The organism is Amycolatopsis sp. NPDC049253 (genome assembly GCF_040678995.1).
GTDB lineage: Bacteria > Actinomycetota > Actinomycetes > Mycobacteriales > Pseudonocardiaceae > Amycolatopsis.
Genome location: NZ_JBFAQX010000022.1, coordinates 96,157 through 121,252, shown reverse-complemented (window position 1 = coordinate 121,252; position 25,096 = coordinate 96,157). Strand labels below are relative to the sequence as shown.

Below are 25,096 nucleotides of genomic sequence, written 5' to 3'. Positions count from 1 at the left end.
TAACGTCTCCCCGACGCGGGGTATAGACCGTTATACGGAAACAGTGTGCGAACGACCGTCCGGGTGAAACCGGGCGATTCGCCCGGCTCGCCGTGGCCGCGCTCGAAGCCGGGACCGGGAAGAAGCTTCAGGACCTGCCCTCGGCCGCCCCGGCGACCACCATCGCGTTCAGCTACGACAACGGTGCCACCTGGACCGCGCTGCACCGCTTCTGCACCAGCCGGCCCACCGACTGCACCAACAACTGCCGATCCGGCTGGGGCTGCGAAATCGGCTGGGCGTACCCCCACGGCACGGACAGGAGGCTCCGGACGATCCCGGGGCGGCTCGCCTGACGGCGGCGAACCTCAGGCCGGGCCGTGGCGGTACCAGACCTCGGGCCGGCCGACCTGGCCGTAGCGGGGTTCGCGGTGAGCCAGCCCGTTGTCCGCCAGGTACTCCAGGTAGCGGCGGGCCGTGACGCGCGAAGCGCCGATCGCGCTCGCCGCGCCGGCGGCGGAGAGGCCTTCGGAAGCGGCGGCGAGGGCGGCGGTGACGGCTTCGAGCGTCTCGGCGCTCATGCCCTTCGGCAGGGCGTGCTGCTCGCTTGTGCGCAGCGTGGCGAGGGCGCGGTCGATCTCGGCCTGGCCGGTGACCTCACCCGAAGCCCGGTGGAACTCGGCGTAGCGCTCGAGCTTTTCCCGCAGCGAAGCGAAAGTGAACGGTTTCAGCAGGTACTGCACCACCCCCACCGACACCGCCGCCTTCACCAGCGCGAGGTCGCGCGCCGAGGTCACCGCGATCACGTCGATGGGCAGGCCGGCCGCGCGCAGCGAGCGGCACACGGCGAGGCCGTGGGTGTCGGGCAGGTAGAAGTCGAGCAAGACCAGGTCGACGGGTTCGCGTTCACAGAAGCGCAGCGCGTCGCCGCCGGAGTGGACCACGCCGGCGACGCTGAAGCCGCCCACGCGCTCCACGTAGAGCCGATGGGCCTCGGCGGCCACGGGCTCGTCCTCCACCACCAGCACGCGGATCACCGCAGCGCCTCCTGCCTCGGCAACCGGACCGTGAACACCGCGCCGCCGTCCCGGCCGACGTCCACGCTGCCGCCGTAGCGCCGGACGGCCTGGACCACCAGCGCGAGCCCGAGCCCGTGGCCCTCGGCCGCCTTCGTGGACCAGCCGCGGCGGAACATGTCCTCCACAGCTTCCTCCGGTACGCCCGGGCCGTTGTCGGCGACCCGCAGCAGCAGCCCGTCCTCGTCGGTCCGTGCGGTGACGACCACGCCGGGCCGCCCGCCCGCCCCGTGCGCGGCGGCGTCGATGCCGTTGTCGACGAGGTTGCCGAGGATCGTCACGAGGTCCCGGCCGGCGATCTCGCCGCCGAGGTCCTCGATCACCGTGTCGGGCGTGATCGTGAACTCGACGCCGCGTTCGCTCGCCTCCGCGGCCTTGCCGAGCAGCAGGGCGGCGAGCACGGGCTCGGACACGGCGCTCATCACGCGGTCGGTGAGCTCCTGGGCCAGCGCGAGCTCGGCCGTCGCGAACTCCACCGCGTCCTCGGGCCGGCCCAGCTCCACCAGGGAAACGACGGTGTGCAGCCGGTTCGCCGCCTCGTGCGCCTGCGACCGCAGCGCCTCCGCGAGGCTGCGGGCGGTGGTGAGCTCACCCGTCAGCGTCTGCAGCTCGGTGTGGTCGCGCAGGATCACCACGGTGCCCTGCGCGCGTCCGCCGGAGCGCACGACCGTGGTGCTGACCACCAGCACACGCGTGTCGGTCAGGTGCAGCTCCTCGGTGCGCGTCTCCGCGGCCACGAACGCGGCCACCAGCTCCAGCGGCAGCCCCAGCTCGACCAGCGGCTGCCCCACGGGATCCGCGGTGAGGCCCAAAAGCGTGCGCGCACCGTCGTTGCACAGGCCGACGCGGCCGTCGCGGCCGACCAGCAGCACGCCTTCGCGGACGGAGTGCAGCACGGCTTCGTGGTACTCGAACAGGTTGCTGAGCTCACCGGGCGCGATCCCGCGCGTCTGCCGCTTGAGCCGGGCGCTCACGAGCCAGCCGCCGCACGCGCCGACTAGCAGCACCGCGGCCGCGACGCCGGCGAGCGGCCACACGCGGTCGCGCAGCTCGGCGGAGATCGCGGCGATCGTGATGCCCACCGCCACGAGCGCGACGACGCGGTGGTTCGCGTCGAACACCGGCACCACGGCGCGGACGGAAGGTCCGAGCGAACCGGTGTAGGTCTCGGTGACCACGCCCCCGCGCTGCGCGGCGGCGATGTGGCCGAGGAACGGCTGCCCGATCAACGCCGGGTTCGGATGGGTGTAGCGGATCCCCAGCGGGGACATGATCGTGACGAAGTCGACGTCGGCGTCGGTCTGCACCCGCACCGCGTAGGGCTGCAGCACGGCCGCGGGGTCCGGTGTGGACACCGCCCGGGCCACGCTCGGCGAGTCGGCGATCGCGTAGGCGACCGCCAGCGACTGGTCCCGCGCCCGGTCGGTCGTCGTGCGGCCGGCGTCGAGGTACGCGATGGTGATCCCGCCGCCCACGAGAACGAGAAGCACCGCCAGCTGGAGGACCAGCAGCTGGCGGGCGAGGCTCCAGCGGCTCGTCCGGGTCCGGGTGGGGGCAGGCACGTGCTCATACCAGCACACGCGAGCGCGGGGCAACACCCGGGTGGTGCGAGGACCCTCGCGTACCACCGTCCGAACCGGACTGGACCTCTCGTGCGAACTCAATGAACACAACGGTGACGCTGGTCATATCCTCCCCGCATAGTGACCGGCGTTCCGCCCATTCCCCCACTGGAGGCAACGGTGCCGACACCGACCCCCGAAGCGGCCGCGCCCAAGCGCGACCGCACGCGTTATCTTTACCTGGCCGTGATCGTCGCCGTGGTGCTCGGAGCCGCGCTCGGCTTGATCTGGCCTTCGGTCGGCAAGGAACTCGCGCCGCTGGGCACCGGTTTCGTCAACCTGATCAAGATGATGATCGCGCCGATCATCTTCTGCACCATCGTGCTGGGCATCGGCTCGGTCGCGAAGGCGGCGAAGGTCGGCAAGGTCGGCATCACCGCCCTGGTCTACTTCGTCGTGATGTCCACGTTCGCGCTCGCGATCGGCCTCATCGTCGGCAACATCCTGCACCCGGGCAGTGGTCTGCACCTCAACCCGGCCGATGTCACCAAGGTCCACGACCAGGCCAAGGGCGCCGAGGGCGGCGTCGACTTCGTGCTCGGGATCATCCCGACCTCGTTCGTCTCGGCGTTCACCGAGGGCCAGACCCTGCAGGCGTTGCTCATCGCGCTGCTCACCGGGTTCGCGCTGCAGAAGCTCGGCAAGCGCGGCGAGCCGATCCTGCGCGGCATCGAACACGTGCAGCGGCTGGTGTTCCGCATCCTGTCGATGATCATGTGGGCCGCCCCGGTCGGCGCGTTCGGCGCGATCGCGGCCGTGGTCGGCGCCACCGGCTGGGGCGCGCTGCGCAGCCTGCTGGTGATCATGCTCGGCTTCTACGTCACCTGCCTGATCTTCGTCTTCGGCGTCCTCGGCGCGGTGCTGTGGGTGGGCGCGCGGGTCAACATCTTCCAGCTGCTCAGGTACCTGGGCCGCGAGTTCCTGCTGATCCTGTCCACCTCGTCATCGGAATCGGCGCTGCCGCGGCTGATCGCGAAGATGGAGCACCTCGGTGTGAGCAAGCCGGTCGTCGGCATCACGGTGCCCACGGGCTACTCGTTCAACCTCGACGGCACGGCGATCTACCTGACCATGGCGACGCTGTTCATCGCCTCGGCGCAGGACGAGCCGCTGGCGCTGGGCGAGCAGATCGGGTTGCTGCTGTTCATGATCCTGGCCTCGAAGGGCGCGGCGGGCGTCAGCGGCGCCGGCATCGCGACCCTGGCGAGCGGCCTGCAGTCGCACCGGCCCGAGCTGGTCGACGGCGTCGGGTTCATCCTCGGCATCGACCGGTTCATGTCCGAGGCCCGCGCGCTGACGAACTTCGCCGGCAACGCCGTGGCGACCGTCCTCATCGGATCGTGGATGAAGGAGTTCGACCGCGACAAGTCCCGCCAGGTCTTCGCGGGGTCCGCGCCGTTCGACGAAGCCACACTGCTCGACGAAGCCCCCGCCGCGGCGGAACCGCCCGCCACCGAGCCGCCCACCGACCGGGGCGAACGCGTGGGAGCCTCCGCGGGCAACTGAGACCGTTCGCACCCCAGGGCTCCTTCCGGCCCACACTCCCCCGCCAGGGTGCGAACACCCCGTGTGCCGTGGTCGTGAGCGTCCCCCGTGCTCACGACCACGGCACACGCGTTTCTACTGCGAGTCGTAGGCCTCGCGCGCCACGGCGATCGCCTCGCGGTGGCGCTGCGCCCAGTCGACGAGCCCCGACAACGTGCCGTAGAGCTCACGCGCCATCGGCGTCGCCTCGTACTCCACGCGCGGCGGCACGGTCGGGTAGACGGTGCGCTCCAGCAGCCCGTCGCGTTCGAGGTTGCGCAGGGTCAGCGTGAGCATCCGGCGGCTGATGCCCGCCACCGAGCGTTCCAGCTCCGTGAACCGCACCGGGCCCTGCGACGCCTCCAGCAGGATGCCGATCGCCCACTTGCCACTGATCCGGTTGAGCACCTCGAGCAGCGTGCACGCCTCGAGCTTCTCCGGGTCGATCGCGCTGACCTGCTCGGTCACAGCCGTGTTCCCCTGGGACATGAAAGTGCCTCCTTCCGCGCCTCTCGATGGTCACACAAGATGGTCGCTGTAACAAGAGATGCCCTGGGCGCGACCTGGGGATTCTCTTCGGTGATCGTTCTGGAGGGACCGAAATGCCGGAAGTCCGTCGCCGGGCCGTCGCACTCGTGGTGCTGTGCGCGGCCTCGCTCATGGTGGTGCTCGACGGGAGCATCGTCGCCGTGGCGCTGCCCTCGATCCAGGCCGAGCTGGGCTTCACCTCCGCCGGGCTGGCCTGGGTCGTCAACGCCTACCTCGTCGCGTTCGGCGGGCTGCTCCTGCTCTCCGGCCGGCTCGGTGACCTGCTGGGCCGGCGACGGGTGTTCCTCGCCGGGCTCGTGGTCTTCACCGCCTCCTCGCTCGTGGCCGGGCTCTCGACCGACGCGGCGGTACTGGTGGCCGCCCGGTTCGTGCAAGGGGTCGGCGGCGCGCTCGCGTCGGCCGTGGTGCTGGGCATGATCGTGACGATGTACCCCGAGCCCCCGGCGCAGGCGCGGGCGATCGGCGTCTTCAGCTTCACGCAGGCCTCGGGCGCGTCGATCGGGCTCATCGCCGGCGGCGCGCTCACGCAGGCGCTCGACTGGCACTGGACCTTCTACGTCAACCTGCCGATCGGCGCCGCCGCGCTGGTGCTCGCTCCGCTGGTCGTGGCCGCGGACCGCGGACGCGGGTTGCTGACGGGGATCGACGCGCTGGGCGCGGTGCTCGTGACGGGCGGCGTGATGCTGCTGGTGTACGGGATCGTCGAGACCGGCGCCGCTTGTCCGTTGGCGGGCGCGGCTTTGCTGCTCGGCGCGTTCGTGGTCCGGCAGGCTCGCGCGCGGACTCCGTTGCTGCCACTGCGGCTGTTCCGCGTGCGCGCGGTCAGCGGCGCGAACGTCACGATGGTCTTCATGGTAGCCGGCATGATGGGCTTCCAGTTCGTGACGGCGCTGTACCTGCAGAAGGTGCTCGGCCTCGACGCGCTCGCCACCGGGCTCGCGTTCCTGCCGGCGCCGGTGATGATCGCGGTGTTCTCACTGGGAATCTCGGCGAGGCTCAGCGCGCGCTTCACTCCGGGCACGGTGCTCCTGGGCGGGCTCGTGGTGGTCGTGATCGCGTTCGCGTTGCTCACCACCGTGCCCACGGACGGCAGCTACTTCCTGCACGTGTTCCCGGCGCTGGTACTCATGGGTTCCGGTGCGGGCGCGGCCATCCCGGCCGTGATGGGGCTGGCGATGTCCGGGACGGACCCGGCCCACGCCGGGGTGGCGTCGGGCCTGATCACCACCACGCAGCAGGTCGGCGCGGCCATCGGCACCGCGGTGCTCGCCACGGCCGCGGCGGCGCGCACGGCGGGGCTGGCGTCGGAGGGGGCTCGCGACGCACTCGCTTCGGGCTACCGGCTCGCGTACGGGCTGAGTGCGGGCTTCGTGCTCCTCGCCGCGGTGGCGGCGGCGCTCGTGCTGGTGCGCCGCCCGCGCCCGGTGTCGAAGCCGGAGCTGTGCGTGGCGGGTCAGGCCAGGTAGGCGGACAGGCCGCGGTGGCCCCGGCGCATCATCCACGCGTGGTTGGCGCGGAAGAACGGCCGGGCCACCGTGTCCAGCTTGCGCAGCAACGGTTTGCGGGCCCGCACGTGCTGCGTGATCTCCAGCCGCGTGCTTTCGCCGACCGCGTGCAGCACACCGGCGAGGAACCCTTCGAGATCACCGCTCAGGCCGACGCGGACGTGGCCTCTGACGGCGTCCTGTTCCTCGCGGTGCATCGCGATCACCAGGCGGTAGGGCAGGCTCGAGCGGCAGACGACCTCGGCGGTGTCGTCGTCGAGTTGGCAGACCGAGCGCACGTCGGGCCACCAGCGCGGGTACGCCTCGAGGTCCACGACGGCGTCGAAGACCCGGCGGGCCGGGGCGGCGGGGAGCCACCAGGTGCTCCGAAACCGGTACTCCGCCCCCGCCACGGCCTTACACCTGGGCCGAGACCAGGTCCCGGCCGTCGAGGGTGACGATGCCGACCGAGGCCACGTCCGCCGGTGCGACCAGCGCGGAGCCGTCGAGGCCGAAGCCCTGCGTGCTCCACTTCTCCGACACGAGCCAGCTGCCGGCGTCCCACTTCGCGCCGGTCTTGTCCGTGACCACGAGCTTGCACTTCTCGCCAGCGGGGATCCCCTTCACGGCCACGTGGACCTTGACCCAGCCGGCCGCGGGGATCACCGACGCGGTGAGGCTCGCGCCCGTCGCCGCGTTGGTGGCGGCCACGTCCCGGGTGCCGGGCACGGCCACCTGCTGAGCGGGCTCGGGCGCCGTCTGGCGGCCGATGAAGACCCCGCCGCCGAGCGCCACCGCGGCGACGACCGCGGCGGCCGCGATCGCGAGCCCCCGGCGGGAACCGGTGCGGCTCGGTGCCACGGGGGATGCGGCAGGGGCGGCCTGCTCCTCCTCGGCCCGGATCCGGCGCAGGGTGCGCTGCAGCAACAGGTCGCCGCCCTCCGGCGGGCCGTCGAGGAACGCTTCGGGCGGCACCTCGTCGAGCGCGTCCCGCAGGGCGCCGAAGTCCTTGAGCTCGAAGCGGCACTGCGCGCACGTGGCCAGGTGGCGCTCGAACTCGACCGCCTCGGCCCGGTCCAGCGCGCCGAGGACGTAGGCGCCGAGCTGAGTGTGCTCCTGCTCGACCGCGCTCATCTCACTGCCTCCGTTCCGCCGCTCACCATCGCCGCGCGCAAGGCGCGCAGCGCGTAGTAGGACCGGGATTTCACGGTGCCGGGAGCGACCCCCAGCATCTCGGCTGCCTCCGCCACCGATCTCCCTCGATAGTAGATCTCCACGAGCACGTCGCGATGCTCTTGCGACAACCCTTCGAGGGCGCCCAGCACCGTCATCGAGTCGACCACTCCCTGGGCGTGGTCGCGTTGCACCGGTGCCGCGAGCGTCTCCGGGCCCTCGGCGACCTCCGGCGGCCGCGAAGCGCGAGCCCGCGCCCGGTCCGTGACGAGGTTGCGCACCACGGTGAGCAGCCAGCCGCGCACGGACCCCGGGCGGTCGCCGCTCAGGTCGTCCGCGTGTTTCCAGGCGCGCACCAGCGCCTCCTGGACCACGTCCTCCGCGGCCGCGCGGTCGCCCGTGAGCCTGGTCGCGTAAGCCAGCAGGCTCCGGCCGTGTTCCGCGTAGAGCTGCTCCACGAGCCGCTCGGCGGCGGCCCGTTTCGGCCGCCCGCGTCCGATCGCCACCCTCGACCTCCCGACGGTGTTCTGAGTAGGCGAGGACAGTACTGCAAACCGCAGCGTGAACGCCGGTCGTCGCCGTACGCCCAGCACCGTCGCCGTGTCCACCGGGAGATCACCCCCTTCCGAGGTGAGAGTGGGTCGTGCCGTCGCCGGTCAGAGCCCCCGACACCCCTCACACGGATGCCGGCGCGATGCGGTTCACCGGAAATTCAGAAAGTTCGCCGGAGGAATTCGGCACCGGCAGCCGGGCGGATGGGTGGTGCCGGTGAGCGGGACGTGGTTGTCGATCACCGGCGCGGGTTCCTAAGCTGACGCGGCACCGCCGCCGCCTGGACGTCCCGGAGGCTTCGCCGTGCCCGTGAAAACCCGCCTCACGCTGGCGGCGCTGGCCGTCCTGGTCACCGCGGGCTGCTCCGCGGCCCCGGCCGCCGCTCCGGCGCCACCGCCCCAGGGCCTCACCGCGACGCTCACGACGCCGACGGACATCGACCTGCGCTGGCCCACGGGCGACCCCGCCGCGGCCGGGCACCTGCTCGAATACGCGAACTCCGCCGACGGCCCGTGGACGGCGCTGCAGTACTTCCCGCGCTCGCAGACCACCTACCGGCACCCGGACCTGATTCCGGAGACACCGTTCTTCTACCGCGTGCGGGACTTCCTCGGTCCCGTGTCGGCGGTCGTGCAACCGGGCTCCGCCGACCGACCCGGCTCCGCGGGGCACGCCGCTCCCCCGGCCGCAGCCGTGCCGGTGCGGACGCCGGGGGACGCCGCTGCTCCGGCCGACGTGACCGTGGTGCCGGCCGAGGCCGCGTCCGTGCACTTCACCTGGGCGGACCGCTCGAGCGACGAGGCCGGGTTCCTGGTGGAGATCCGCAAGCCGGGCGCGGCGGGCTTCGTCCCGGTCGAGATCACCGACCCGAACACCACGACCTGCGCGCTCTCGCTCCTGCCGGACGAGCAGGGCTCCGCGTTCCGCGTGCGCGCGCTCTACTACGGACCGCTCTCGCCGGTGGTCGGCCGCACGACCGGCAAGGACTGACGCCCGTCGGTGCGGTGACCCGCTTTCGGGCCACCGCACCGGGACGGGGTCAGGCCGGGTTGAGGACCTGGCCGAGGAACTCGCCGGTGTAGCTCTCCGGCACCGACGCGATGTGCTCGGGCGTGCCTTCCGCGACGACCATGCCGCCGCCGGAACCACCCTCCGGACCCATGTCGATGATCCAGTCGGACGTCTTGATCACGTCGAGGTTGTGCTCGATCACGATCACCGTGTTGCCCTTGTCCACCAGCCCGTTGATCACGCCGATCAGCTTGCTGATGTCCTCGAAGTGCAGGCCCGTGGTCGGCTCGTCGAGGATGTAGACCGTCTTGCCCGTGGAGCGCTTCTGCAGCTCGCTCGCGAGCTTCACGCGCTGCGCCTCGCCACCCGAGAGGGTCGGCGCGGGCTGGCCGAGGCGCACGTAGCCGAGGCCGACGTCGACGAGCGTCTGCAGGTGCCGGTGGATCGCCTTGATCGGCTCGAAGAACTCGGCCGCCTCCTCGATCGGCATGTCCAGCACGTCGGACACCGTCTTGCCCTTGTAGTGCACCTCGAGCGTCTCGCGGTTGTAGCGGGCGCCCTTGCAGACCTCGCACGGCACGTAGACGTCGGGCAGGAAGTTCATCTCGATCTTGATCGTGCCGTCGCCGGCGCACGCCTCGCAGCGGCCGCCCTTGACGTTGAACGAGAACCGGCCCTGCTGGTAGCCGCGCACCTTGGCCTCGGTGGTGGCCGCGAACAGCTTGCGCACGTGGTCCCACACGCCGGTGTAGGTCGCCGGGTTGGACCGCGGGGTGCGGCCGATCGGCGACTGGTCGACGCGGACCAGCTTGTCGACCGTGTTCAACCCGTTGACCCGCGTGTGGCGGCCCGGCACCTGGCGCGCGCCGTTGAGCTTGTTGGCCAGCACCTGGGCGAGGATGTCGTTGACCAGCGTGGACTTGCCCGAGCCGGACACGCCGGTGACGGACACGAGGCAGCCCAGCGGGAACGACACGTCGATGCCGCGCAGGTTGTGCTCGCGCGCGCCCACGACCGTGAGCTGCCGCTTCTTGTCGACCGGGCGCCGGATCGCCGGCACCTCGATCGACCGGCGGCCCGACAGGTACGCGCCGGTGAGCGATTCCTTGCTCTTCAGCATCTTCTTGTACGGTCCACTGTGGACGATGTGCCCACCGTGCTCGCCCGCGCCCGGGCCGATGTCCACGACCCAGTCGCTCGCGCGGATCGTGTCCTCGTCGTGCTCCACGACGATCAGCGTGTTGCCGAGGTCGCGCAGGCGCGTGAGTGTCTCGATGAGGCGGTGATTGTCGCGCTGGTGCAGGCCGATCGACGGCTCGTCGAGCACGTAGAGCACACCCACCAGGCCCGAGCCGATCTGCGTGGCCAGCCGGATGCGCTGCGCCTCGCCGCCCGACAGCGTGCCCGACGCGCGGTCGAGCGAGAGGTAGGTGAGGCCGACGTCGAGCAGGAAGCGCAGGCGCGCCTGGATCTCCTTGAGCACCGCGCCGGCGATCATCGCCTCGCGCTGCCCGAGCACCAGCTCGTCGAGGAACTTCGACGCCTCGTCGATCGACAGGGCGCAGACCTCGGCGATCGAGCGCTCACCCTGCGTCGCGTGCTCGAGGGTGACGGCGAGGATCTCCGGCTTGAGCCGCGTGCCCTGGCACGTAGGGCACGGCACTTCGCGCATGTAGCCCTCGTACCGCTCGCGCATGTACTCGGACTCGGTCTGCTCCTGGCGCCGCTCGAGGAACGGGATCACGCCCTCGAAGTTGGCGTAGTACGAGCGCTGCCGGCCGTAGCGGTTGCGGTAGCGCACGTGGACCTGCTCGTCGACGCCGTGCAGCACCGCCTTCTGGACCTTCGCCGGCAGCTGGCGCCACGGCGTGTCCATGCGGAAGCCGATGGCCTCCGACAGCGATTCCAGCAGGCGGATGAAGTAGTCGGCGCTCTGCCCGCCGGCCCACGGCGCGATGGCGCCCTCGCCCAGCGACAGCTCGTCGTCCGGGACCACCAGCTCCGGGTCGACCTCCTTGCGGATGCCGATGCCGGTGCACACGGGGCACGCGCCGTAGGGCGAGTTGAACGAGAACGACCGCGGCTCGAGGTCCTCGATCGCGAGCGGGTGCCCGTTGGGGCACGCCAGGTTCTCGGAGAAGCCGCGCACGCGCCGCGGGTCGTTCTCCGGCAGGTCGACGAACTCCAGCTCGACCAGCCCGTCGGCCAGCCGCAGCGCCGTCTCGACCGAGTCGGTGAGCCGCTGGCGCGAGCTCGTCTTCACGCTCAGGCGGTCGATGACCACGCCGATCTGGTGCTTCTCCTGCTTCTTCAGCTTCGGCGGGTCGGTGAGCGGGTGCACCTTCCCGTCGACGACCACACGCGCATAGCCCTGCTGCTGCAGGTTCTGGAACAGGTCGAGGTACTCGCCCTTGCGCCCGCGCACGACCGGCGCGAGCACCTGGAAGCGCGTGCCCTCGTCCATGTCGAGCACCTGGTCCACGATCTGCTGCGGCGTCTGCTTGCTGATCAGCTCGCCGCACTGGGGGCAGTGCGCCTTGCCCGCACGGGCGTAGAGCAGCCGCAGGTAGTCGTAGACCTCGGTGATCGTGCCCACCGTGGAGCGCGGGTTGCGCGAGGTGGACTTCTGGTCGATCGACACCGCGGGCGAAAGGCCCTCGATGAAGTCGACGTCCGGCTTGTCCATCTGCCCGAGGAACTGCCGCGCGTAGGCCGAGAGCGACTCGACGTAACGGCGCTGCCCCTCGGCGAAGATCGTGTCGAAAGCGAGGCTCGACTTGCCCGACCCGGACAGGCCCGTGAACACGATCAGGCTGTCGCGGGGCAGATCGAGGTCGACACCGCGGAGGTTGTGCTCGCGGGCCCCGCGAACAACGAGGCGATCAGCCACGCCCACGTCCCTTCAACTCAAATCTCGGCTCGGAGGCCGGCCCGGTGGAAGTCCTGCACGGGCGGCCGCGTCCATGCTAGGACGCACCACCGACAGAAACGGGCTCCGGCTCTTCGACCTGGGCTTTTGCGGGTTCCTGGGCGGGTTTGCCCGCCCGCCGGGCGGTCAGGCGCCGGTGCAGCGGCCGTTCCACCCACGCGGTGAGCGCCCAGCCGGCCAGCACGGCGCCGGCCAGCACCGCGGAGAGCCGCAGCCAGCCGGGGACACCGATGTCCAGCAGGGCGCGCGCCAGGATGTAACCCAGTTCCTGGTGCACCAGGTAGAGACCATACGAGATCCCGGCGAGCCAGGTGAGCGCCGGGGCGACCCGCGCGAGACCCGGGAACCGCCAGTCGGGGCCGCGTGCCGCGAGGCAGATCACCAGCAGCAGCACGGCGAAGCCGATCGTGGAGGGCCAGCGCGCGGGGTCCTGGGGCATCGCCCGGTGGAACGGGAAGACGTGCAGGTCCTGTACCACGATACAGGCCGCGACGAGCAGTCCCAGGTGCCAGGACTTCAGCCGCTTCCGGCTCCACAGCCACAGCGCGATGCCCATGGCGAACAGGTGCGTGCGCTGCAGGCCGAGCCCGAAGAAGACGTTGACGACCTGGATCGGCGTGCGGCCCGGGTCGAAGATCAGGAACCGGCCCACCGCCGGCGCGACCATCAACACCCAGACGAGCCACATCATCACTCGATCGGTGCGCCACCGCCGCGGGAACAACCACGCGGCGGCGCAGAACGCGAACAGCTGGACCGGCAGGGTCCACCACGAGCCGTCGAGGTAGTGGAACCCGTAGTAGTCCCACGCCTGGACCATCCCCAGGTTCGTGAGCAGGTCCTGCCACGTCGGGATGTACCACGGGGACGGGTCCGCCGGCGGGCCCTGCGGCACGCCGAACAGGAAGTCGGTGAACCCGCCGGGCATGGGCAGGCCGCTGAAGCGGAGGGCGGCGTAGCGCGTGACGACGTAGGTGACGAGCACCGCCACGAGATACGCCGGCACCAGCCGCGCGACGCGGCTCCACAGCCACCGGCCGGGGTTCGCCTTACGGACGCTCACGCACACGAAGTACACGGAGATCACCATCAGCCCGGCTGCCCCGAACTGCACGGGCACGCGGAACGGGTAGCCGGTGAGCTCGCCGTGCAGCAGCGCGCCCTGGTGCGTGACGTGGCCGAGCACAACGAGACGATGGCGATGACTCTGAGGAGGTCCCAGCTGATCCGTCGGGTGGACTGGCGCGGTGACGCGCTGTTCGGCACTGGTTCCCTGGGGTCGCCCGGCTGGTCGCGCCGAGCCTACGTGCGCGGGGGTGGGACAGACCGCGTTTGCCCCGGCTACCGTGTGGACGTGAACATCGCCGACACCTACACCGGGCACGTCGAACCGGGCGGCGACGCCGCCCGCCGGACGCTGGACGCGCTGACCATCACCAAGCTCTCCGTGGGGCCGATGGACAACAACGCGTACCTGCTCGTCTGCCGCGCCGAGAACGAAGCGCTGCTGATCGACGCCGCCAACGACCCCGAGCGCATCTCCGACCTCATCGGCCACGGCCCCGACCGGCCCGCGCTGCGCACCGTCGTGACCACCCACCAGCACCAGGACCACTGGCAGGCCCTGGGCGCCGTGGCGGGCGCGAACGGCTCGAACACCGCCGCGCACCCGCTGGACGCCTCGCCGCTGCCCGTACCCCCCGACTTTTTGGTCGAACACGGCGACACCCTCCGGGTGGGCCAGGTCACGCTCGAGGTGATCCACCTGCGCGGCCACACGCCGGGCTCCATCGCCTTGCTGTACCGCGACCCGGGCGGCCACCCTCACCTGTTCACGGGCGACTCGCTGTTCCCGGGCGGAGTGGGGAAGACGTCCTCGCCGGAGGACTTCACGTCGCTGCTGGACGACGTTTCGGCGCGGATCTTCGACGAGCTGCCGGACGAGACCTGGTTCTACCCGGGACATGGGGACGATTCGACGTTGGGGGCCGAGCGGCCGAAGCTCGCGGAGTGGCGTTCGCGGGGCTGGTGAGCTGAGGATCGACCCGTCCGGACTGGGCTGCCTGGTTTTCAGGCAGCCCAGTTCTGTTTCGCCGCAACGAACCCGCCTGGCCGGGACGCGGTTGTGACCCGCTGTAACGGGCGAACGGCTCCGCACGACTATCGGGCACACCACGTCGAGGGGCCCGCCATGACCAAGCGCACCATGCTCTTCACCGCTGTAGCCGTCGCCGCGCTCGCGCTGATGACAGGCTGCGGTTCCGGCGGAAATCTGGGCGTCGCGGTTCAGCAGGCTGTGGAGACTCCGGCCTCTCCCAGCACTTCCGTGCCGTCCTACCAGCCGCAGGGATCCTGTCCCGCGCTCCAGGAAGGTCAGTCCTGTGTGAACGGCGAGCTCGTCGACACGCCGCCGCCCGCGATCGACCCCGCGAAGTTCACGATGTCGCTCAAGGTGCTGAGCAAGCATTGCTTCGGCTCGGCAGGCTGCAACGTCGAGGTGATCCCTGACGAGTCGCTCAAGTACGACGGTCCGCAGAGTGACCTGGCGTACTCCGGCGGCTGCAGCCTCACCTACGAGATCGACGGGGACGAGTCCGGCGAGGTCGTCGAGACGGCACAGTCGTCCGGGGCCGGGTCGTGGCAGGTGCACTCCACGTTGCTGGCCACGGCTTCGGCCGAGACGAAGATCGCGGCGAAGGTCACCGACGTCAGCTGCAACTCCTGATCTCGGGGGGTCTTCGGCTCGGCGTGCAGCAGGAGCCACAGGTGTGCCGACGGCGCACCGCCGAGGGAGCTTGGCCAGGGCGGCCACAGGGCCAGGATCAGGCTCGTCCGATCGAACTCCGTCTCCAGCTCCCACCCCGGCGGGCAGGAACCGGCCGAGTGACGGGAGCAGTTCGAGCGCGCTGATCGAGCGGGCGGCGGCGGTGGGATCGGCGCCGGTCACCTTCGCGCGGACGGTCGCGGCCGAGGTCAACTTCGCCCGTCGCCGGGGACGGCAACGTGGTCGAAAGGGTCGTCGCGGCGAGACGAATGGCCGGTTTTCGCTTACAGGACCTCGATGTCGCTGATGCGCCAGTGGCCGTTGTCCTCCGTGGCGGTGAGGCGGACCTGCGCGCCGCCGCTGGAGGTGTCGGGGGTGCCGGCGCGGGAGGTCGTCTGGTCGGCGAAGACGAGGACGTGGGCGGTCGTGCCGGTGATGTCCTTGATGCCGATGGTGCGGACGCGGCTGGTGAGGGTGAGGTGGTGGGGGACGGCCTGTTGCTGGACGGCCGAGAGCAACTGGCGGTATTGGGTGACGGCGTTGCCGGTGAGGTATTGGTCGGCGGCCCGTTGGGTTTTGGCGACGTCCTGGTAGTCCAGGGAGAAGACGGATTCGAAGGCGGCGCTGAGCTGGCCGGTGACGGCGGAGGTGGCGGCGCTGTCGGAGAAGGCGGTGTTGGCGGCCGGGCCGGAGGTCGTGGACCGGTGGGCCTGGAAGGCGAACCAGCCGGCCGTGGCCAGGAGGACGACGGCCAGCGCCGACAACCCGATTGTCACCGGACTGCGACGGGGTTTGCCGGGCCCGGCGGTTGCCGGTTCTTCGGTGGGTTCGGCAGAGAGTTCCTCGGCATCCGTTGTGTCGGCAGCGCGGCTGGGCGGGGCGGTGTCGGAGTTCGGCACGACCACACCGCGAGTCGTCGACACGACGTCGGAGTCCGGCCCGACCGCAGCACGGCTGCGCGGGTCAGCATCGGCGCCCGGCACGACCGCATCCCGAGGCGGCGACTCCACCGCGGTGTCCGGCCCGACCACAGCGCGGCCGCGCGGGTCAGCATCGGCGCCCCGCGCGGCCGCACCCCGAGCCGGCGACTCGACGTCGGACTCCGGCGCGGCGGCCTCGGCGGCAAGATCCGGCCCGCCGACCGGCGCCACCACGTCGACGGCCGAAGCGGCGGCCTGCGCAGCGCGCGGCTTTCCGGCCACCGCGGTGCGGCGCGGGCGGGGGGACGGCGGGCGGTGGCGGGTGAGGGCCATGGCGGGAATCCGTTCGGAGGGGTCTCAGAGGCTGACGGTGACCGGCTGGACGGCGGAGAGCTTCCAGCCGTCCGGGGTTCGCGTGACGGTCGCCTGGAAGCGGTTGCGTTTGACGGCCGCGGGGGTGGTGCCCTCGCGCGCGGTGACTTCGACGACGGCCATGAGCTGCGCGGTGCCGGCCTGGGGGTCGAGCTGGGACAGCGCGGCGTCGAGCACGCGGGCGGTGGTGGTGCTCTTGGCGGTCTGCAAGGCCGTGACGCCCTGGGCGTGGCCGGCGCGGATCTGGTCGAGCAGCGGGCCGGTGGTGACGGTCTCCCACTTGCGCAGGTCGGCGTCCGCGGTGGTGTAGTTCGCGGTCGTCAGGGTGGCGACGGCGGTTTCGCCCGCGGACTCCGCCGCCTCGCGGTCGGCGGCGATCGAGACGGGGTCGCTGTGGGCCGCCGAGGCCCACCACCAGCCGGTGCCGGCGGCAGCCAGCGCCGCGATCACCGCGAAGGTCGCGGCCAGTCGTTTTCCGGAGAAGTGCATGGGAATCCTCATTTCGCGCGAGACCCGACGGCCGAGGTAGTGATCCAGGGCAGGGACGGGCCGAGGGCGACAGCCGGGACAGGGCGCACCGGTATCCTCATTTCGCACCGGAGAGGCCGAGCAGCCCGGCCAACGACGTGGGCCCGGAAAGCGCCGGGGCACCGAGCAGGCCCGGCAACGGCGCACCGCCGGCGGGAGAGCCGCTGGAAGACACGGCAGCGGGAGGCGGCACGGCCACCGGCTTCCCGCCGTAGGGAGCGTTCTGCGAACCCCGCACCGAGGTCGGGCTCCCCTGCGGCAGAGCGCAGTAGGCCGTGGTGTTCGCCGGCGCCGGCGAAACCTGGTCGGCGGGCCGGCGGACGGTGTTCTCGTAGCCCCGCGTGCAGACGTAGGGGTCGAAGAAGTTGAGCACCAGGCCCAGGTGCGCGGTGCCGTCGCCGGGGACGACGGTATTGGCGAGGGTCATCAGCTGCGGGTACGACACCAGGATGTCCTCGATGCCGTCGCGGCGGGGCGCGATCACGTCGGCGGTGGTCAGCACATTCGCGAGCAGCACGCCGAGCTGCGGGCCGGTCTCGGTGAGCACGGCGTCGATCTGCTGCGCCGCCTGCGGGGCGGCCGTGATGAGGTGGCGGAGGTCGCCGTCGGAGGACTTCAGCTGGGCGGCCAGGACCCGCAGGTTCGCCGAGAAGTCCTTGATCTGCCCGGACTGCGCATTCTGCGTGTCGAGCACGACGCGCGCGCTCGACAGCAGCTGCCGGGTGTCGTCGAGGTGGTCGAGCGCGGCCGAGGTGAAGGTGTCCGTCGAGTCCAGCAGCTGCCGCAGGTCGGGCGCGGCGGAGCCGGAGAGCGCGTTGTCGAGCTCGTCGACGACCGTGCGCAGCTGGCCGGTCGGCACGCTGCCGGCGAGTGCCTCCACGTGGTCGAGCAGCTGCTCGGTGGGCACCGGCGTCTGGGTGTCGCCCGAGGCGATGACGGAGCCGTCGCCCAGGAACGGGCCGGAGCCGGTGCGCGGCAGCAGGTCCACGTACTGCTCGCCGACCGCGGAGCGGTTCGCCACCACGGCCTCGACGTCGGCGGGCACGGGCGGCGCATCGCGGTCGAGGACGAGGTCGGCCTCCGTGCCGCCCTGCGCGCCGAGGCGGACGGCGCCCACCTTGCCGACGGTCACACCGCGGTAGGTGACGTCGGCGTCGGGGTAGATGCCGCCGGAGTCGGCCAGCTCCAGGTGCACGGTGGCGCCCTGGCCGCCGAAGAACCGGCCCAGCCCGGCGTAGCGGACGCCGACGTAGCCGACGGTCACCAGCGACAGCACGACGAACACGAGGATCTTGAACCGGGTGCCACGCGTCAGCATCTACAGCCCTCCCAGGATCGCGCCGAGCACGCCGCCGAGACCCGGCGCGGCGGGCGGCGGCGCCGAGGGGCCCGACGGGACGGCCGTGCCCGGCAACGGCAGCACGGGTGAACCCGGCGGCAGCGACCGCGAACCCAGCACCGAGATCGGCAGCCGCGGCGCGCCCAGGATGTTCGGCAGCACCGAGTCGAGGTCCAGGTCGAGTTTCGCGGTGAAGTTCGTGTAGTCCCCGCGGATCGAGTCCAGCGACTTGGTGTTGAACGGGAACGTCAGCAGGTAGTCGAGGCTGCGCGGAATGTCCTGCCCGGTCTTGGTGAGCTGCTCCAGCGTCGGCCCGAGCGAGCGCAGGTCGGCGACGAGGTCGGCCTGGCTGCGCCGAACCGTGTCGACCGTGACGCCCGACAACGACGTCAGCGCCTGCAACATCCCGACGAGCTGCCCGCGTTGCTGCTCCAGCACCTGCAGTCCGGGCCCGAGGTCCGAGAGCGCGCGGCCGAGGTTGTCGCGCTGGCCCTCGAGCGTGGTGGCGAGCCGGTCGAGCCCGTCGAGCGCGCGCACGATCGTGCCGCGCTGGGCGTCGAGGGCGGACACGAGGGAGTCCACACTGGACAGCAGTCCGCGCAACTCGCCTTCGTTGCCCTTCAGCGCCTTGGTCACTTCCTGGCTGATGGTGCGGATCTGCTCCACTCCCCCGCCGTTGAGCAGCAGCGACAGCGCGCCGAGCACCTCCTCCACCTCGGGGTAGCGGTTGGTGCGGTCGGCGGTGATCACGGCGCCGTCGGCGAGCGTGCCGGCCGGTTGGCCCGTGGCGGGCGGGGAAAGCGCCACGTACTTCTCCCCCAGCAGGCTCGACTGCACGAGCTGCGCGTCGGCGTTGGCGGGCAGGTGCACGTCGCCGTTCACCGTCAGGCGCACCTGCACCGTCCAGCCGTCGTCGCCGAGGTCGACGGAGTCCACGCTGCCGACGGGCACGTCGTCCACCTTCACCGCGGCGTGCGGCACGAGGTCCAGCACGTCGGGGAACTGCACGGTCACGTGGTACGGGTGGTCGCCGGTGTCGGCACCGCCGGGCAACGGCGCGTCGTACAGCCCGGAGTAGTCGCCCGCGCCGCAGCCGGACACCAGCAGGCAGACCGAACCCAGGGCGAGCACGCGGAACCGGTTCATCGGGCGCCTCGGGCGGTCACGAGCGGCAGCGGCAGGTTCCCGGTCTGCAGGCCGTTGAGCACCTGCGCGCCCGACGGCAGCGGCACCACGCCGTTGAGAATGGGTGCGAGCCGGTCGCACGCGTCGGCGAGCGTGGCGGGCAGCTGCTTCGGGGTGCTCTGCCGCACGAGCTTGCACACGGTGACCAGCGGCGGCGAGGTCAGCTCGTTGATGTCGAGCCGCGCGTCGAGGGTGCCGCTGGTCTCGTTGTACGCGTTGACGAGGTTGTTCAACGCCAGCGGCGCGACGTCCAGGATCTCCGCGAGCGACGCGCGCTGGTCCGAGAGCACCTGCGTCACCGCCGCCAGGTTGTCCACATTGGACTTGATCCCCGAGCGGTTGTCCTGGATGAACCCGCGCACCCGGTCCAGCGCTCCGCTCAAAGTGGACAACGCGGCCGCGAGCTGGTCCTTCTGCCCGGCCAGGAAGCCCGACGCGTCGGACAGCCGGCCGGTCAGCTCGCGGAACTGGCCGTCGCTGCGGGCGAGCGTGGTGGTGAACTTCTGCAGGTTGTCCACGGTGCTGAACAGGTCGCCGCTGTTGTCCGACAACGTCTTGCTCAGGCTGCTGAGGTCGTGCAGCGTCTGGTTGATCGTCTCGCCGGTGCCGTCGAGGTTCTTCGCGGCGGTGTCGAGCACGTCGGTCAGCGCGCCGCCGGAGTTGGCGCCTTTCGGCCCGAGCGCGGTGCTCAGCTGGTCGAGGCTCTGGTACAGCTGGTCGATCTCGGCCGGCGTCACGGTGCGCTCCCGCGGGATCACGGCCCCGTCGGCGAGCACCGGGCCGCCCTGGTACACCGGCGTGAGCTGCACATACCGGTCCGCGACCAGGCTCGGCGCGACCACGACCGCACGCGCCCCGGACGGCACCGCCACGTCGCCGGACACCGACAGCACCACCTGCACGTCCGCCGCCCGCGGCGTCACGCTCTCGACACTGCCCACCTTCACCCCGAGCACGCGCACGTCGTTGCCCGGGTACACGCCGATGGCGCGCGCGAAGTACGCGGTGAACTGCCGGTCACCCGGCCGCGACGAGAGCCACCACAGGCCCGTCGCGGCCACCAGCCCCAGCACGACGGCGACCACGGCGTAGCGGAACGCGTGCCGACGCACCGCACCGACGAAACCCATCAGTTACCTCCCGGCACGCCGGAGTTGGTCCCCGCCGGCAGGCAGCCCTCGGGGTTCACGACGAGGAGATCGAGGTTCACGTTCGGCGGGACCACACCGCACGCGTAGGTGTCGAACCAGCGGCCGTTGCCCAGGGTGTTGGTGAAGACCCGGTAGAACGGCGCGAGGTTGCGCAGGCCCGCCGCCAGGTTGTCCTGGTTGTTCTCGAGCAGCGTGGTCACCTGGTTCAGCTGGTCGAGCGCGGGTTTCAGCTGCGCCTCGTTGTCCTGCACCAGCCCGCTCACCTGCATGGCGAGCGACTGCGCGCCCGAGAGCAGCGCCGCGATCGCCTGCTCGCGCGCCTGGATCTCGCCCAGCAGCAGGTTTCCGTCCGACAGCAGCTTCTGGAACTGCTCGTCGCGGTCGGCGAGGATGCCGCTCACCTGACGGGTGCTCGCCAGCAGCGCGGCCAGCTGCTGGTTGCGCGAGGACACCGTCTGCGACAGCGCGGACAGCCCGCCCAGCGCCTCCTTCAGCGATTCCGGTGTGCCGCGGAACGCGTCGGAGATCGTGGTGAAGCTCTGCGCCAGCTGCCGCGTGTCGATCTGCCCGACGGTGTCCGACAGGTGCTCGACCGCCGTCGTCACGTCGTAGGGCGACACCGTGCGCGAGCGGGGGATCGCCACGTCCGGGTCGAGCGGCGAGGTGCCCTCGGGGTCGAGCGCGAGGTACTTCTGGCCCAGCAGGGTCTTGATCTGGATCGACGCCGACGTCTGGTCGCCCACCCACGCGTTCTTCGCGGTGAAGGCCACGCGCACGTGGTCGTGCTCCAGCGAAACGTCCTTGACGGCACCGACCTTCACCCCGGCGATCCGCACCTCGTCACCGGAGGCCAGCCCGGCCGCCTCGGAGAACTCGGCCGAGTAGCGTGTGCCGTCGCCGATCACCGGCAGGTCCTCGTAGAAGTACGCGGCGAGGCTGCCGAGCAGGATCACGACCACCCCGACGATGCCGATCGGGACCGGGTGGCGTTCTTCGAAGGCCTTCACCGCGTGCACCTCGCCGGCTGCTGCGTGGTCGGCACCGGCAGCACCGGGACCTCCACGTCGAGGGAGCTGATGCCGACCTGGCCGGTGACCTGGCAGGCGTAGAAGTTGAACCACGACCCGTACGTCGCGGTCGGCGTGATCTTGGCGGCGTTCTCGGGCAGGTGCCGCAGGAACTGCTGCACGAGGTCCTGGCCCTGGTTGAGGTTCGCCGCGAGCGAGCCGAGGCCCGCGATGTCGCGTTTCAGCGGCTCCCGCCCCTGCGCCAGCAACCCGGACACGGAGTCGCTGACGTCGGCGAGCGCGCTGACCGAGTCGCCGATCGGCTTGCGGTCCGCGGCCAGGCCGGACACCAGCTGCTGCACGGTCGTGACCAGGCCGGAGAGCTGGTCGCCGTGGCTGGTGACGGTGTCGAGCACCGAGTTCAGGTTGTCGATCACTCGCCCGATCACCTCGTCCTTGCCCGCGATGGTCGACGCGAGCGACGCCGTGTGCTGCAGCAGCGAGGTGATCGTGCCGCCCTCGCCCTGCAGCACCTGGATCAGCTCGAAGGACAGGCTGTTCACGTCGTCGGGCGAGAGGGCCTGGAACAACGGCTTGAACCCGTTGAACAGCACGGTCAGGTTGAGCGCCGACGTCGTCTGCGCGAGCGGGATGGTCGCGTCGGCCGCCAGGACCGGGCCGGGCGCGGCGGAGTCGCGTTCCAGCGCGATGTAGCGCTGCCCCACCAGGTTGCGGTACTTGATCTCGGCGTGCACCGCGGCCGGCAGCTTGCGCCGGCTGTCCACGGTGAACTCGACGAGCGCCAGCTTCCGGTCCGTGATCCCGATCTCGGACACCGAGCCGACGCGCACGCCGTTGATGCGCACGTCGTCGCCGGTGTTGAGCGCGGTCACGTCGGAGAACACCGCGCGGTAGCTCGACTCGCTCGAGAACGTGATGTTGCCGATCGTGAATGCCAGCAGCGCCGTGGTGAGCACGGTGACGGTGACGAACACGGCGATCTTGAGCAGCGTCGGCGTGAGGCTCCTCATCGGACGGTCACCTCCGTTCCCCGGTACAGCGGGCCGACGAGCAGCGAGCTCCACGACGGCACCTCGGTCTGCGGCACGCCCAGCTGCGGCGCCAGCAGCGCCGACAGCAGCTGCTGCTCCGCCCCCGAGTTGGCCAGTGAGGCGCCGCCGCCGACGGGCGACGAGCCGTCCTGGATCGGCCGGCCCTCGGGGTACTGCGGCGCCTTCTCCCCCGGCGGCATCGAGTAGCAGCGCGGGCCGCGGTGCTCGTCGTAGGCCGGCGTGTCCTGCCCGGGCACGTACTTGCCGCGGCTGTTGGCGATCTCGATCGTCAGGTGCAGCTTGTGGTCGCCGGCAGCGCCGCCCCAGACGTCGTTGAGCTTCGGGCCGAAATCGGCGAGCTGCTTGGTCAGGCACGGGTACTCGGGCGCGTAGCGCTCCAGCAGGTGCAGCGTCGGGCGCGAATCGCTCGTGACGCGGATCAGGTTGTCCTTGTTGGCGGCGAGGAAGTCGCGCAGGTTCAGGCCCGTGGTGGTGAGGTCGGAGTACAGCGAGCGCAACGAGTCCTGTTGCTGCGCAATCGTTTTCGTGGTCGTGGTGAGGTCGCTCAGCGCCTGCAGCAGATCCGGCGCGGCCTGGGCGTAGGTGTCCGCGACGCCGGGCAGGGCGGCGAGGTCGGCCGTCAGGTCGGGCACCGACGGGTTGATCCGGTGCACGTAGTCACCGAGCCGCGTCAACGTCTGCCCGAGCTGCTCGCCGCGGCCGTCCAGCGCGTCGGACACCGCGCTGAGCGTGGTCGAGACCTTCTGCGGCTGCACGGCCTGCAGCACCGGCATCAGCTTGTCGAGGATCTGGTTGAGCTCCACGGCCTCGGCGCTGGTGTCCTGGTGGATCACCGCGCCCTCGGCCAGCCGCGCGCTCGTGGGGTGAGCCGGCTCGACGAGGTCGACGTAGCGCTCGCCGAAGAGCGTCTTCGGCAGCAGCCGCGCGGTCACGTCCGCGGGGATCAGGCCGGCCTGCGCCGGGTCCAGCGCCAGGGTGAGCGAGGTGCCGTCGCCGGAGGTGCTGATGTCGCGCACCTCCCCCACGAGAACGCCGCGCAGCTTCACGTCGGCGAGCCGGGTGAGCTGGTTGCCGATGTGTCCCGCGCGCAGCGTCACCGTGGTGACGGACGTGAACACCTTGTCGTAGGCGGCGATCGTCAGGCCCAGGAAGGCGAGGATCGCGGCGAAGTAGGCCAGCCCCATCAGGCGCCGGGGCACGGCGGGCAGGCGCCCGCGCTCGGCGGTCATCCCGCGATCCGCACGGTCGTGGTGGTGCCCCAGATGGCGAGGCTGAGGAAGAAGTTCAGCACGACCACCGTCACGATCGCGCTGCGCACGGCCTTGCCCACGGCCACGCCGACCCCGGCGGGCCCGCCGTTCGCGGTGTAACCGTGGTAGCAGTGGATGAGGATCAGCACCACCGCGAACACCAGCACCTTGCCGAAGGACCACAACACGTCCCCCGGTGGCAGGAACAGGTCGAAGTAGTGGTCGTACGTCCCAGCTGACTGTCCATTGAGGACCACCGTGATCTCGCGCGAGGCGACGTAGGAGCTCAGCAGCCCCAGCGCGTAGAGCGGGATGATCGCCACGAACCCGGCGATCATCCGCGCGGTGACGAGGAAGGGCAGGCTCGGGATGCCCATCACCTCGAGCGCGTCGATCTCCTCGGAGATCCGCATCGCGCCCAGCTGCGCGGTGAAGCCGGACCCGACCGTCGCCGAGAGCGCGATGCCCGCGACCAGTGGCGCGATCTCGCGCGTGTTGAAGTACGCGGACACGAACCCGGTGAACGCGGCGGTGCCGATCTGGTTCAGCGCCGCGTAGCCCTGCAGGCCCACGACCGTGCCGACGAACAGGCTCAGCGCCATCATCACGCCCACCGTCCCGCCGATCACGGCCAGCGCGCCGGTGCCGAAGCTGACCTCCGACAGCAGGCGCGTGATCTCGCGCGGGTAGCGGCGCAACGTGCGCGGGGTCCACAGCAGCGCGCGCAGGTAGAACCACAGCTCGTCCCCGTGCCGGTCGAGCGAGCGCACGGGGACGCCGGCCAGGCCGAGGAAGTCTTCGCGCAGGGCGCGCGTGGTGGTCGTCATCAGCTCCCCTTCGCGGGAACGACCTGCAGGTAGATCGTGGTGATCACGAAGTTGGCGAAGTACAGCAGCAGGAAGGTGATGACCACGGCCTGGTTCACCGCGTCGCCGACCCCCTTGGGCCCGCCCGAGGGGTGCAGCCCGCGGTAGCAGGCCACGATCCCGGCGGTGAACCCGAAGATGAACGCCTTGAGCTCGCTCACCCACAGGTCGGGCAGCTGTGCCAGCGCGTTGAAGCTCGCCAGGTAGGCACCGGGTGTGCCGTCCTGGAGGAAGACGTTGAAGACGTACCCGCCGGCGACGCCGACGATGCTGACCAGGCCGTTGAGGAGCACGGCGACGCCGACCATGGCCAGCACGCGCGGCACGACCAGGCGCTGGACCGGCGAGACGCCCAGCACCTTCATCGCGTCGATCTCCTCGCGGATGGTGCGCGCGCCCAGGTCCGCGCAGACAGCGCTTCCTCCGGCTCCCGCGATGATCAGCGCGGTCACGATCGGCGCGGCCTGCTGCACCGTGGCCAGCACCCCGGCGGCACCGGTGAACGACTGCGCGCCCAGCTGTTTGGTCAGCGAACCGAGCTGCAAGGCGATCACCGCGCCGAACGGGATCGCCACCAGCGCGCTCGGCAGGATCGACACACTGGCCACGAACCAGAACTGGCCCACGAACTCGCGCGTCTGGAACGGCCGGCGCGGCACGAGCCGCAGCACGTCGAGACCGAGGGCGAACATCCGGCCGGTGTGGCCGAACGCGCGCGAGCCGGGAAACGTCCACGTGGTGC

At 71.2% G+C, this 25,096-nt stretch carries 24 protein-coding genes; 6 read left to right on the top strand and 18 right to left on the bottom strand.

Annotated features, from left to right (window positions below; all coding sequences use genetic code 11):
* Window positions 1-92: 92 nt before the first annotated feature.
* Complete coding sequence (locus AB0K15_RS35435; protein ID WP_364060662.1) at window positions 93-335, top strand: hypothetical protein; 243 nt, start codon at window positions 93-95, stop codon at window positions 333-335.
* A 12-nt stretch (window positions 336-347) separates the two neighbouring features.
* On the opposite strand, the gene AB0K15_RS35430 is transcribed toward AB0K15_RS35435, so the two are convergent.
* Both AB0K15_RS35430 and AB0K15_RS35425 read right to left on the bottom strand, forming a co-directional pair.
* Window positions 348-1,016 (bottom strand): response regulator, encoded by a 669-nt coding sequence (locus tag AB0K15_RS35430; protein ID WP_364060659.1) that lies wholly within the window; start codon window positions 1,014-1,016, stop codon window positions 348-350.
* Window positions 1,013-2,617, bottom strand: coding sequence for a sensor histidine kinase (locus AB0K15_RS35425; protein ID WP_364060656.1), 1,605 nt, complete (start codon window positions 2,615-2,617; stop codon window positions 1,013-1,015). The genes AB0K15_RS35430 and AB0K15_RS35425 overlap by 4 nt, the downstream gene beginning before the upstream one ends.
* Before the next feature lie 180 nt (window positions 2,618-2,797).
* Here AB0K15_RS35425 and AB0K15_RS35420 point away from each other — a divergent pair, with 180 nt between their 5' ends.
* Window positions 2,798-4,183, top strand: coding sequence for a cation:dicarboxylase symporter family transporter (locus AB0K15_RS35420; protein WP_364060653.1), 1,386 nt, complete (start codon window positions 2,798-2,800; stop codon window positions 4,181-4,183).
* 114 nt (window positions 4,184-4,297) lie between these two features.
* Here the strand turns inward: AB0K15_RS35420 and AB0K15_RS35415 are convergent, their stop codons facing one another.
* Window positions 4,298-4,690 (bottom strand): helix-turn-helix domain-containing protein, encoded by a 393-nt coding sequence (locus AB0K15_RS35415; RefSeq protein ID WP_364060650.1) that lies wholly within the window; start codon window positions 4,688-4,690, stop codon window positions 4,298-4,300.
* Window positions 4,691-4,803: 113 nt separating this feature from the next.
* On the opposite strand from AB0K15_RS35415, the gene AB0K15_RS35410 reads away from it, so the two are divergent.
* Window positions 4,804-6,216 carry an MFS transporter gene (locus AB0K15_RS35410; RefSeq protein WP_364060648.1) on the top strand — a complete coding sequence of 471 codons (1,413 nt, stop codon included), beginning with the start codon at window positions 4,804-4,806 and terminating at the stop codon, window positions 6,214-6,216.
* Here the strand turns inward: AB0K15_RS35410 and AB0K15_RS35405 are convergent.
* From AB0K15_RS35405 to AB0K15_RS35395, 3 genes are read right to left on the bottom strand one after another with little or no spacing between them, the layout of a single operon-like run.
* Window positions 6,204-6,647 (bottom strand): SRPBCC family protein, encoded by a 444-nt coding sequence (locus AB0K15_RS35405; RefSeq protein ID WP_364060645.1) that lies wholly within the window; start codon window positions 6,645-6,647, stop codon window positions 6,204-6,206. The two genes, AB0K15_RS35410 and AB0K15_RS35405, sit on opposite strands and share 13 nt — an antisense overlap.
* A 4-nt stretch (window positions 6,648-6,651) precedes the next feature.
* Window positions 6,652-7,368 carry a zf-HC2 domain-containing protein gene (locus tag AB0K15_RS35400; protein ID WP_364060642.1) on the bottom strand — a complete coding sequence of 239 codons (717 nt, stop codon included), beginning with the start codon at window positions 7,366-7,368 and terminating at the stop codon, window positions 6,652-6,654.
* Entirely contained in the window at window positions 7,365-7,913 is a 549-nt protein-coding gene (locus AB0K15_RS35395) for a sigma-70 family RNA polymerase sigma factor (RefSeq protein WP_364060639.1), read from the bottom strand. The genes AB0K15_RS35400 and AB0K15_RS35395 overlap by 4 nt, the downstream gene beginning before the upstream one ends.
* 349 nt (window positions 7,914-8,262) lie before the next feature.
* Between AB0K15_RS35395 and AB0K15_RS35390 the strand changes: the two genes are divergently transcribed.
* Window positions 8,263-8,949, top strand: a complete 687-nt coding sequence (locus AB0K15_RS35390) for a fibronectin type III domain-containing protein (protein WP_364060636.1) — start codon at window positions 8,263-8,265, stop codon at window positions 8,947-8,949.
* A gap of 49 nt (window positions 8,950-8,998) precedes the next feature.
* On the opposite strand, the gene uvrA is transcribed toward AB0K15_RS35390, so the two are convergent.
* Window positions 8,999-11,860, bottom strand: a complete 2,862-nt coding sequence (gene uvrA, locus AB0K15_RS35385; protein WP_364060633.1) for an excinuclease ABC subunit UvrA — start codon at window positions 11,858-11,860, stop codon at window positions 8,999-9,001.
* 76 nt (window positions 11,861-11,936) lie between these two features.
* Entirely contained in the window at window positions 11,937-13,085 is a 1,149-nt protein-coding gene (locus tag AB0K15_RS35380; RefSeq protein ID WP_364060630.1) for an acyltransferase, read from the bottom strand.
* Window positions 13,086-13,253: 168 nt separating this feature from the next.
* On the opposite strand from AB0K15_RS35380, the gene AB0K15_RS35375 reads away from it, so the two are divergent.
* Both AB0K15_RS35375 and AB0K15_RS35370 read left to right on the top strand, forming a co-directional pair.
* On the top strand, window positions 13,254-13,931 hold the full coding sequence (locus AB0K15_RS35375) for an MBL fold metallo-hydrolase (protein WP_364060627.1): 678 nt from the start codon (window positions 13,254-13,256) through the stop codon (window positions 13,929-13,931).
* A gap of 159 nt (window positions 13,932-14,090) precedes the next feature.
* A complete protein-coding gene (locus AB0K15_RS35370; protein WP_364060624.1) occupies window positions 14,091-14,624 on the top strand; it encodes a hypothetical protein in 534 nt (177 codons plus the stop codon).
* A gap of 323 nt (window positions 14,625-14,947) precedes the next feature.
* Here AB0K15_RS35370 and AB0K15_RS35365 read toward each other — a convergent pair whose 3' ends face one another.
* From AB0K15_RS35365 to AB0K15_RS35320, 10 genes are all read right to left on the bottom strand, one after another.
* A complete protein-coding gene (locus AB0K15_RS35365; protein ID WP_364060621.1) occupies window positions 14,948-15,916 on the bottom strand; it encodes a hypothetical protein in 969 nt (322 codons plus the stop codon).
* Window positions 15,917-15,940: 24 nt separating this feature from the next.
* Window positions 15,941-16,444 carry a hypothetical protein gene (locus AB0K15_RS35360; protein ID WP_364060618.1) on the bottom strand — a complete coding sequence of 168 codons (504 nt, stop codon included), beginning with the start codon at window positions 16,442-16,444 and terminating at the stop codon, window positions 15,941-15,943.
* Window positions 16,445-16,541: 97 nt separating this feature from the next.
* Window positions 16,542-17,801 (bottom strand): MlaD family protein, encoded by a 1,260-nt coding sequence (locus AB0K15_RS35355; RefSeq protein ID WP_364060616.1) that lies wholly within the window; start codon window positions 17,799-17,801, stop codon window positions 16,542-16,544.
* The gene (locus AB0K15_RS35350) at window positions 17,802-18,968 is read right to left on the bottom strand and encodes an MCE family protein (RefSeq protein WP_364060613.1); all 1,167 of its coding nucleotides are present in this window, start codon (window positions 18,966-18,968) and stop codon (window positions 17,802-17,804) included.
* On the bottom strand, window positions 18,965-20,137 hold the full coding sequence (locus AB0K15_RS35345) for an MCE family protein (protein WP_364060610.1): 1,173 nt from the start codon (window positions 20,135-20,137) through the stop codon (window positions 18,965-18,967). Before AB0K15_RS35345 ends, AB0K15_RS35350 begins: the two co-directional genes overlap by 4 nt.
* Complete coding sequence (locus AB0K15_RS35340; RefSeq protein WP_364060607.1) at window positions 20,137-21,165, bottom strand: MCE family protein; 1,029 nt, start codon at window positions 21,163-21,165, stop codon at window positions 20,137-20,139. The genes AB0K15_RS35345 and AB0K15_RS35340 overlap by 1 nt, the downstream gene beginning before the upstream one ends.
* On the bottom strand, window positions 21,162-22,196 hold the full coding sequence (locus tag AB0K15_RS35335) for an MCE family protein (RefSeq protein WP_364060604.1): 1,035 nt from the start codon (window positions 22,194-22,196) through the stop codon (window positions 21,162-21,164). The genes AB0K15_RS35340 and AB0K15_RS35335 overlap by 4 nt, the downstream gene beginning before the upstream one ends.
* Window positions 22,193-23,467, bottom strand: coding sequence for an MCE family protein (locus AB0K15_RS35330; protein ID WP_364060601.1), 1,275 nt, complete (start codon window positions 23,465-23,467; stop codon window positions 22,193-22,195). The genes AB0K15_RS35335 and AB0K15_RS35330 overlap by 4 nt, the downstream gene beginning before the upstream one ends.
* The gene (locus AB0K15_RS35325; RefSeq protein ID WP_364060598.1) at window positions 23,464-24,315 is read right to left on the bottom strand and encodes an ABC transporter permease; all 852 of its coding nucleotides are present in this window, start codon (window positions 24,313-24,315) and stop codon (window positions 23,464-23,466) included. The genes AB0K15_RS35330 and AB0K15_RS35325 overlap by 4 nt, the downstream gene beginning before the upstream one ends.
* Window positions 24,315-25,046: an ABC transporter permease gene (locus AB0K15_RS35320; RefSeq protein WP_364060765.1), complete on the bottom strand. Its 732-nt coding sequence runs from the start codon at window positions 25,044-25,046 to the stop codon at window positions 24,315-24,317. Before AB0K15_RS35320 ends, AB0K15_RS35325 begins: the two co-directional genes overlap by 1 nt.
* Window positions 25,047-25,096: the final 50 nt, after the last annotated feature.

Coding starts and splice junctions, on each gene's coding strand:
- AB0K15_RS35415 (WP_364060650.1), bottom strand. CDS start 4,690: ATGTCCCAGGGGAACACGGCTGTGACCGAGCAGGTCAGCGCGATCGAC.
- AB0K15_RS35410 (WP_364060648.1), top strand. CDS start 4,804: ATGCCGGAAGTCCGTCGCCGGGCCGTCGCACTCGTGGTGCTGTGCGCG.
- AB0K15_RS35400 (WP_364060642.1), bottom strand. CDS start 7,368: ATGAGCGCGGTCGAGCAGGAGCACACTCAGCTCGGCGCCTACGTCCTC.
- AB0K15_RS35370 (WP_364060624.1), top strand. CDS start 14,091: ATGACCAAGCGCACCATGCTCTTCACCGCTGTAGCCGTCGCCGCGCTC.
- AB0K15_RS35365 (WP_364060621.1), bottom strand. CDS start 15,916: ATGGCCCTCACCCGCCACCGCCCGCCGTCCCCCCGCCCGCGCCGCACC.
- AB0K15_RS35360 (WP_364060618.1), bottom strand. CDS start 16,444: ATGCACTTCTCCGGAAAACGACTGGCCGCGACCTTCGCGGTGATCGCG.
- AB0K15_RS35355 (WP_364060616.1), bottom strand. CDS start 17,801: ATGCTGACGCGTGGCACCCGGTTCAAGATCCTCGTGTTCGTCGTGCTG.
- AB0K15_RS35350 (WP_364060613.1), bottom strand. CDS start 18,968: ATGAACCGGTTCCGCGTGCTCGCCCTGGGTTCGGTCTGCCTGCTGGTG.
- AB0K15_RS35345 (WP_364060610.1), bottom strand. CDS start 20,137: ATGGGTTTCGTCGGTGCGGTGCGTCGGCACGCGTTCCGCTACGCCGTG.
- AB0K15_RS35335 (WP_364060604.1), bottom strand. CDS start 22,196: ATGAGGAGCCTCACGCCGACGCTGCTCAAGATCGCCGTGTTCGTCACC.
- AB0K15_RS35330 (WP_364060601.1), bottom strand. CDS start 23,467: ATGACCGCCGAGCGCGGGCGCCTGCCCGCCGTGCCCCGGCGCCTGATG.
- AB0K15_RS35325 (WP_364060598.1), bottom strand. CDS start 24,315: ATGACGACCACCACGCGCGCCCTGCGCGAAGACTTCCTCGGCCTGGCC.
- AB0K15_RS35320 (WP_364060765.1), bottom strand. CDS start 25,046: ATGTTCGCCCTCGGTCTCGACGTGCTGCGGCTCGTGCCGCGCCGGCCG.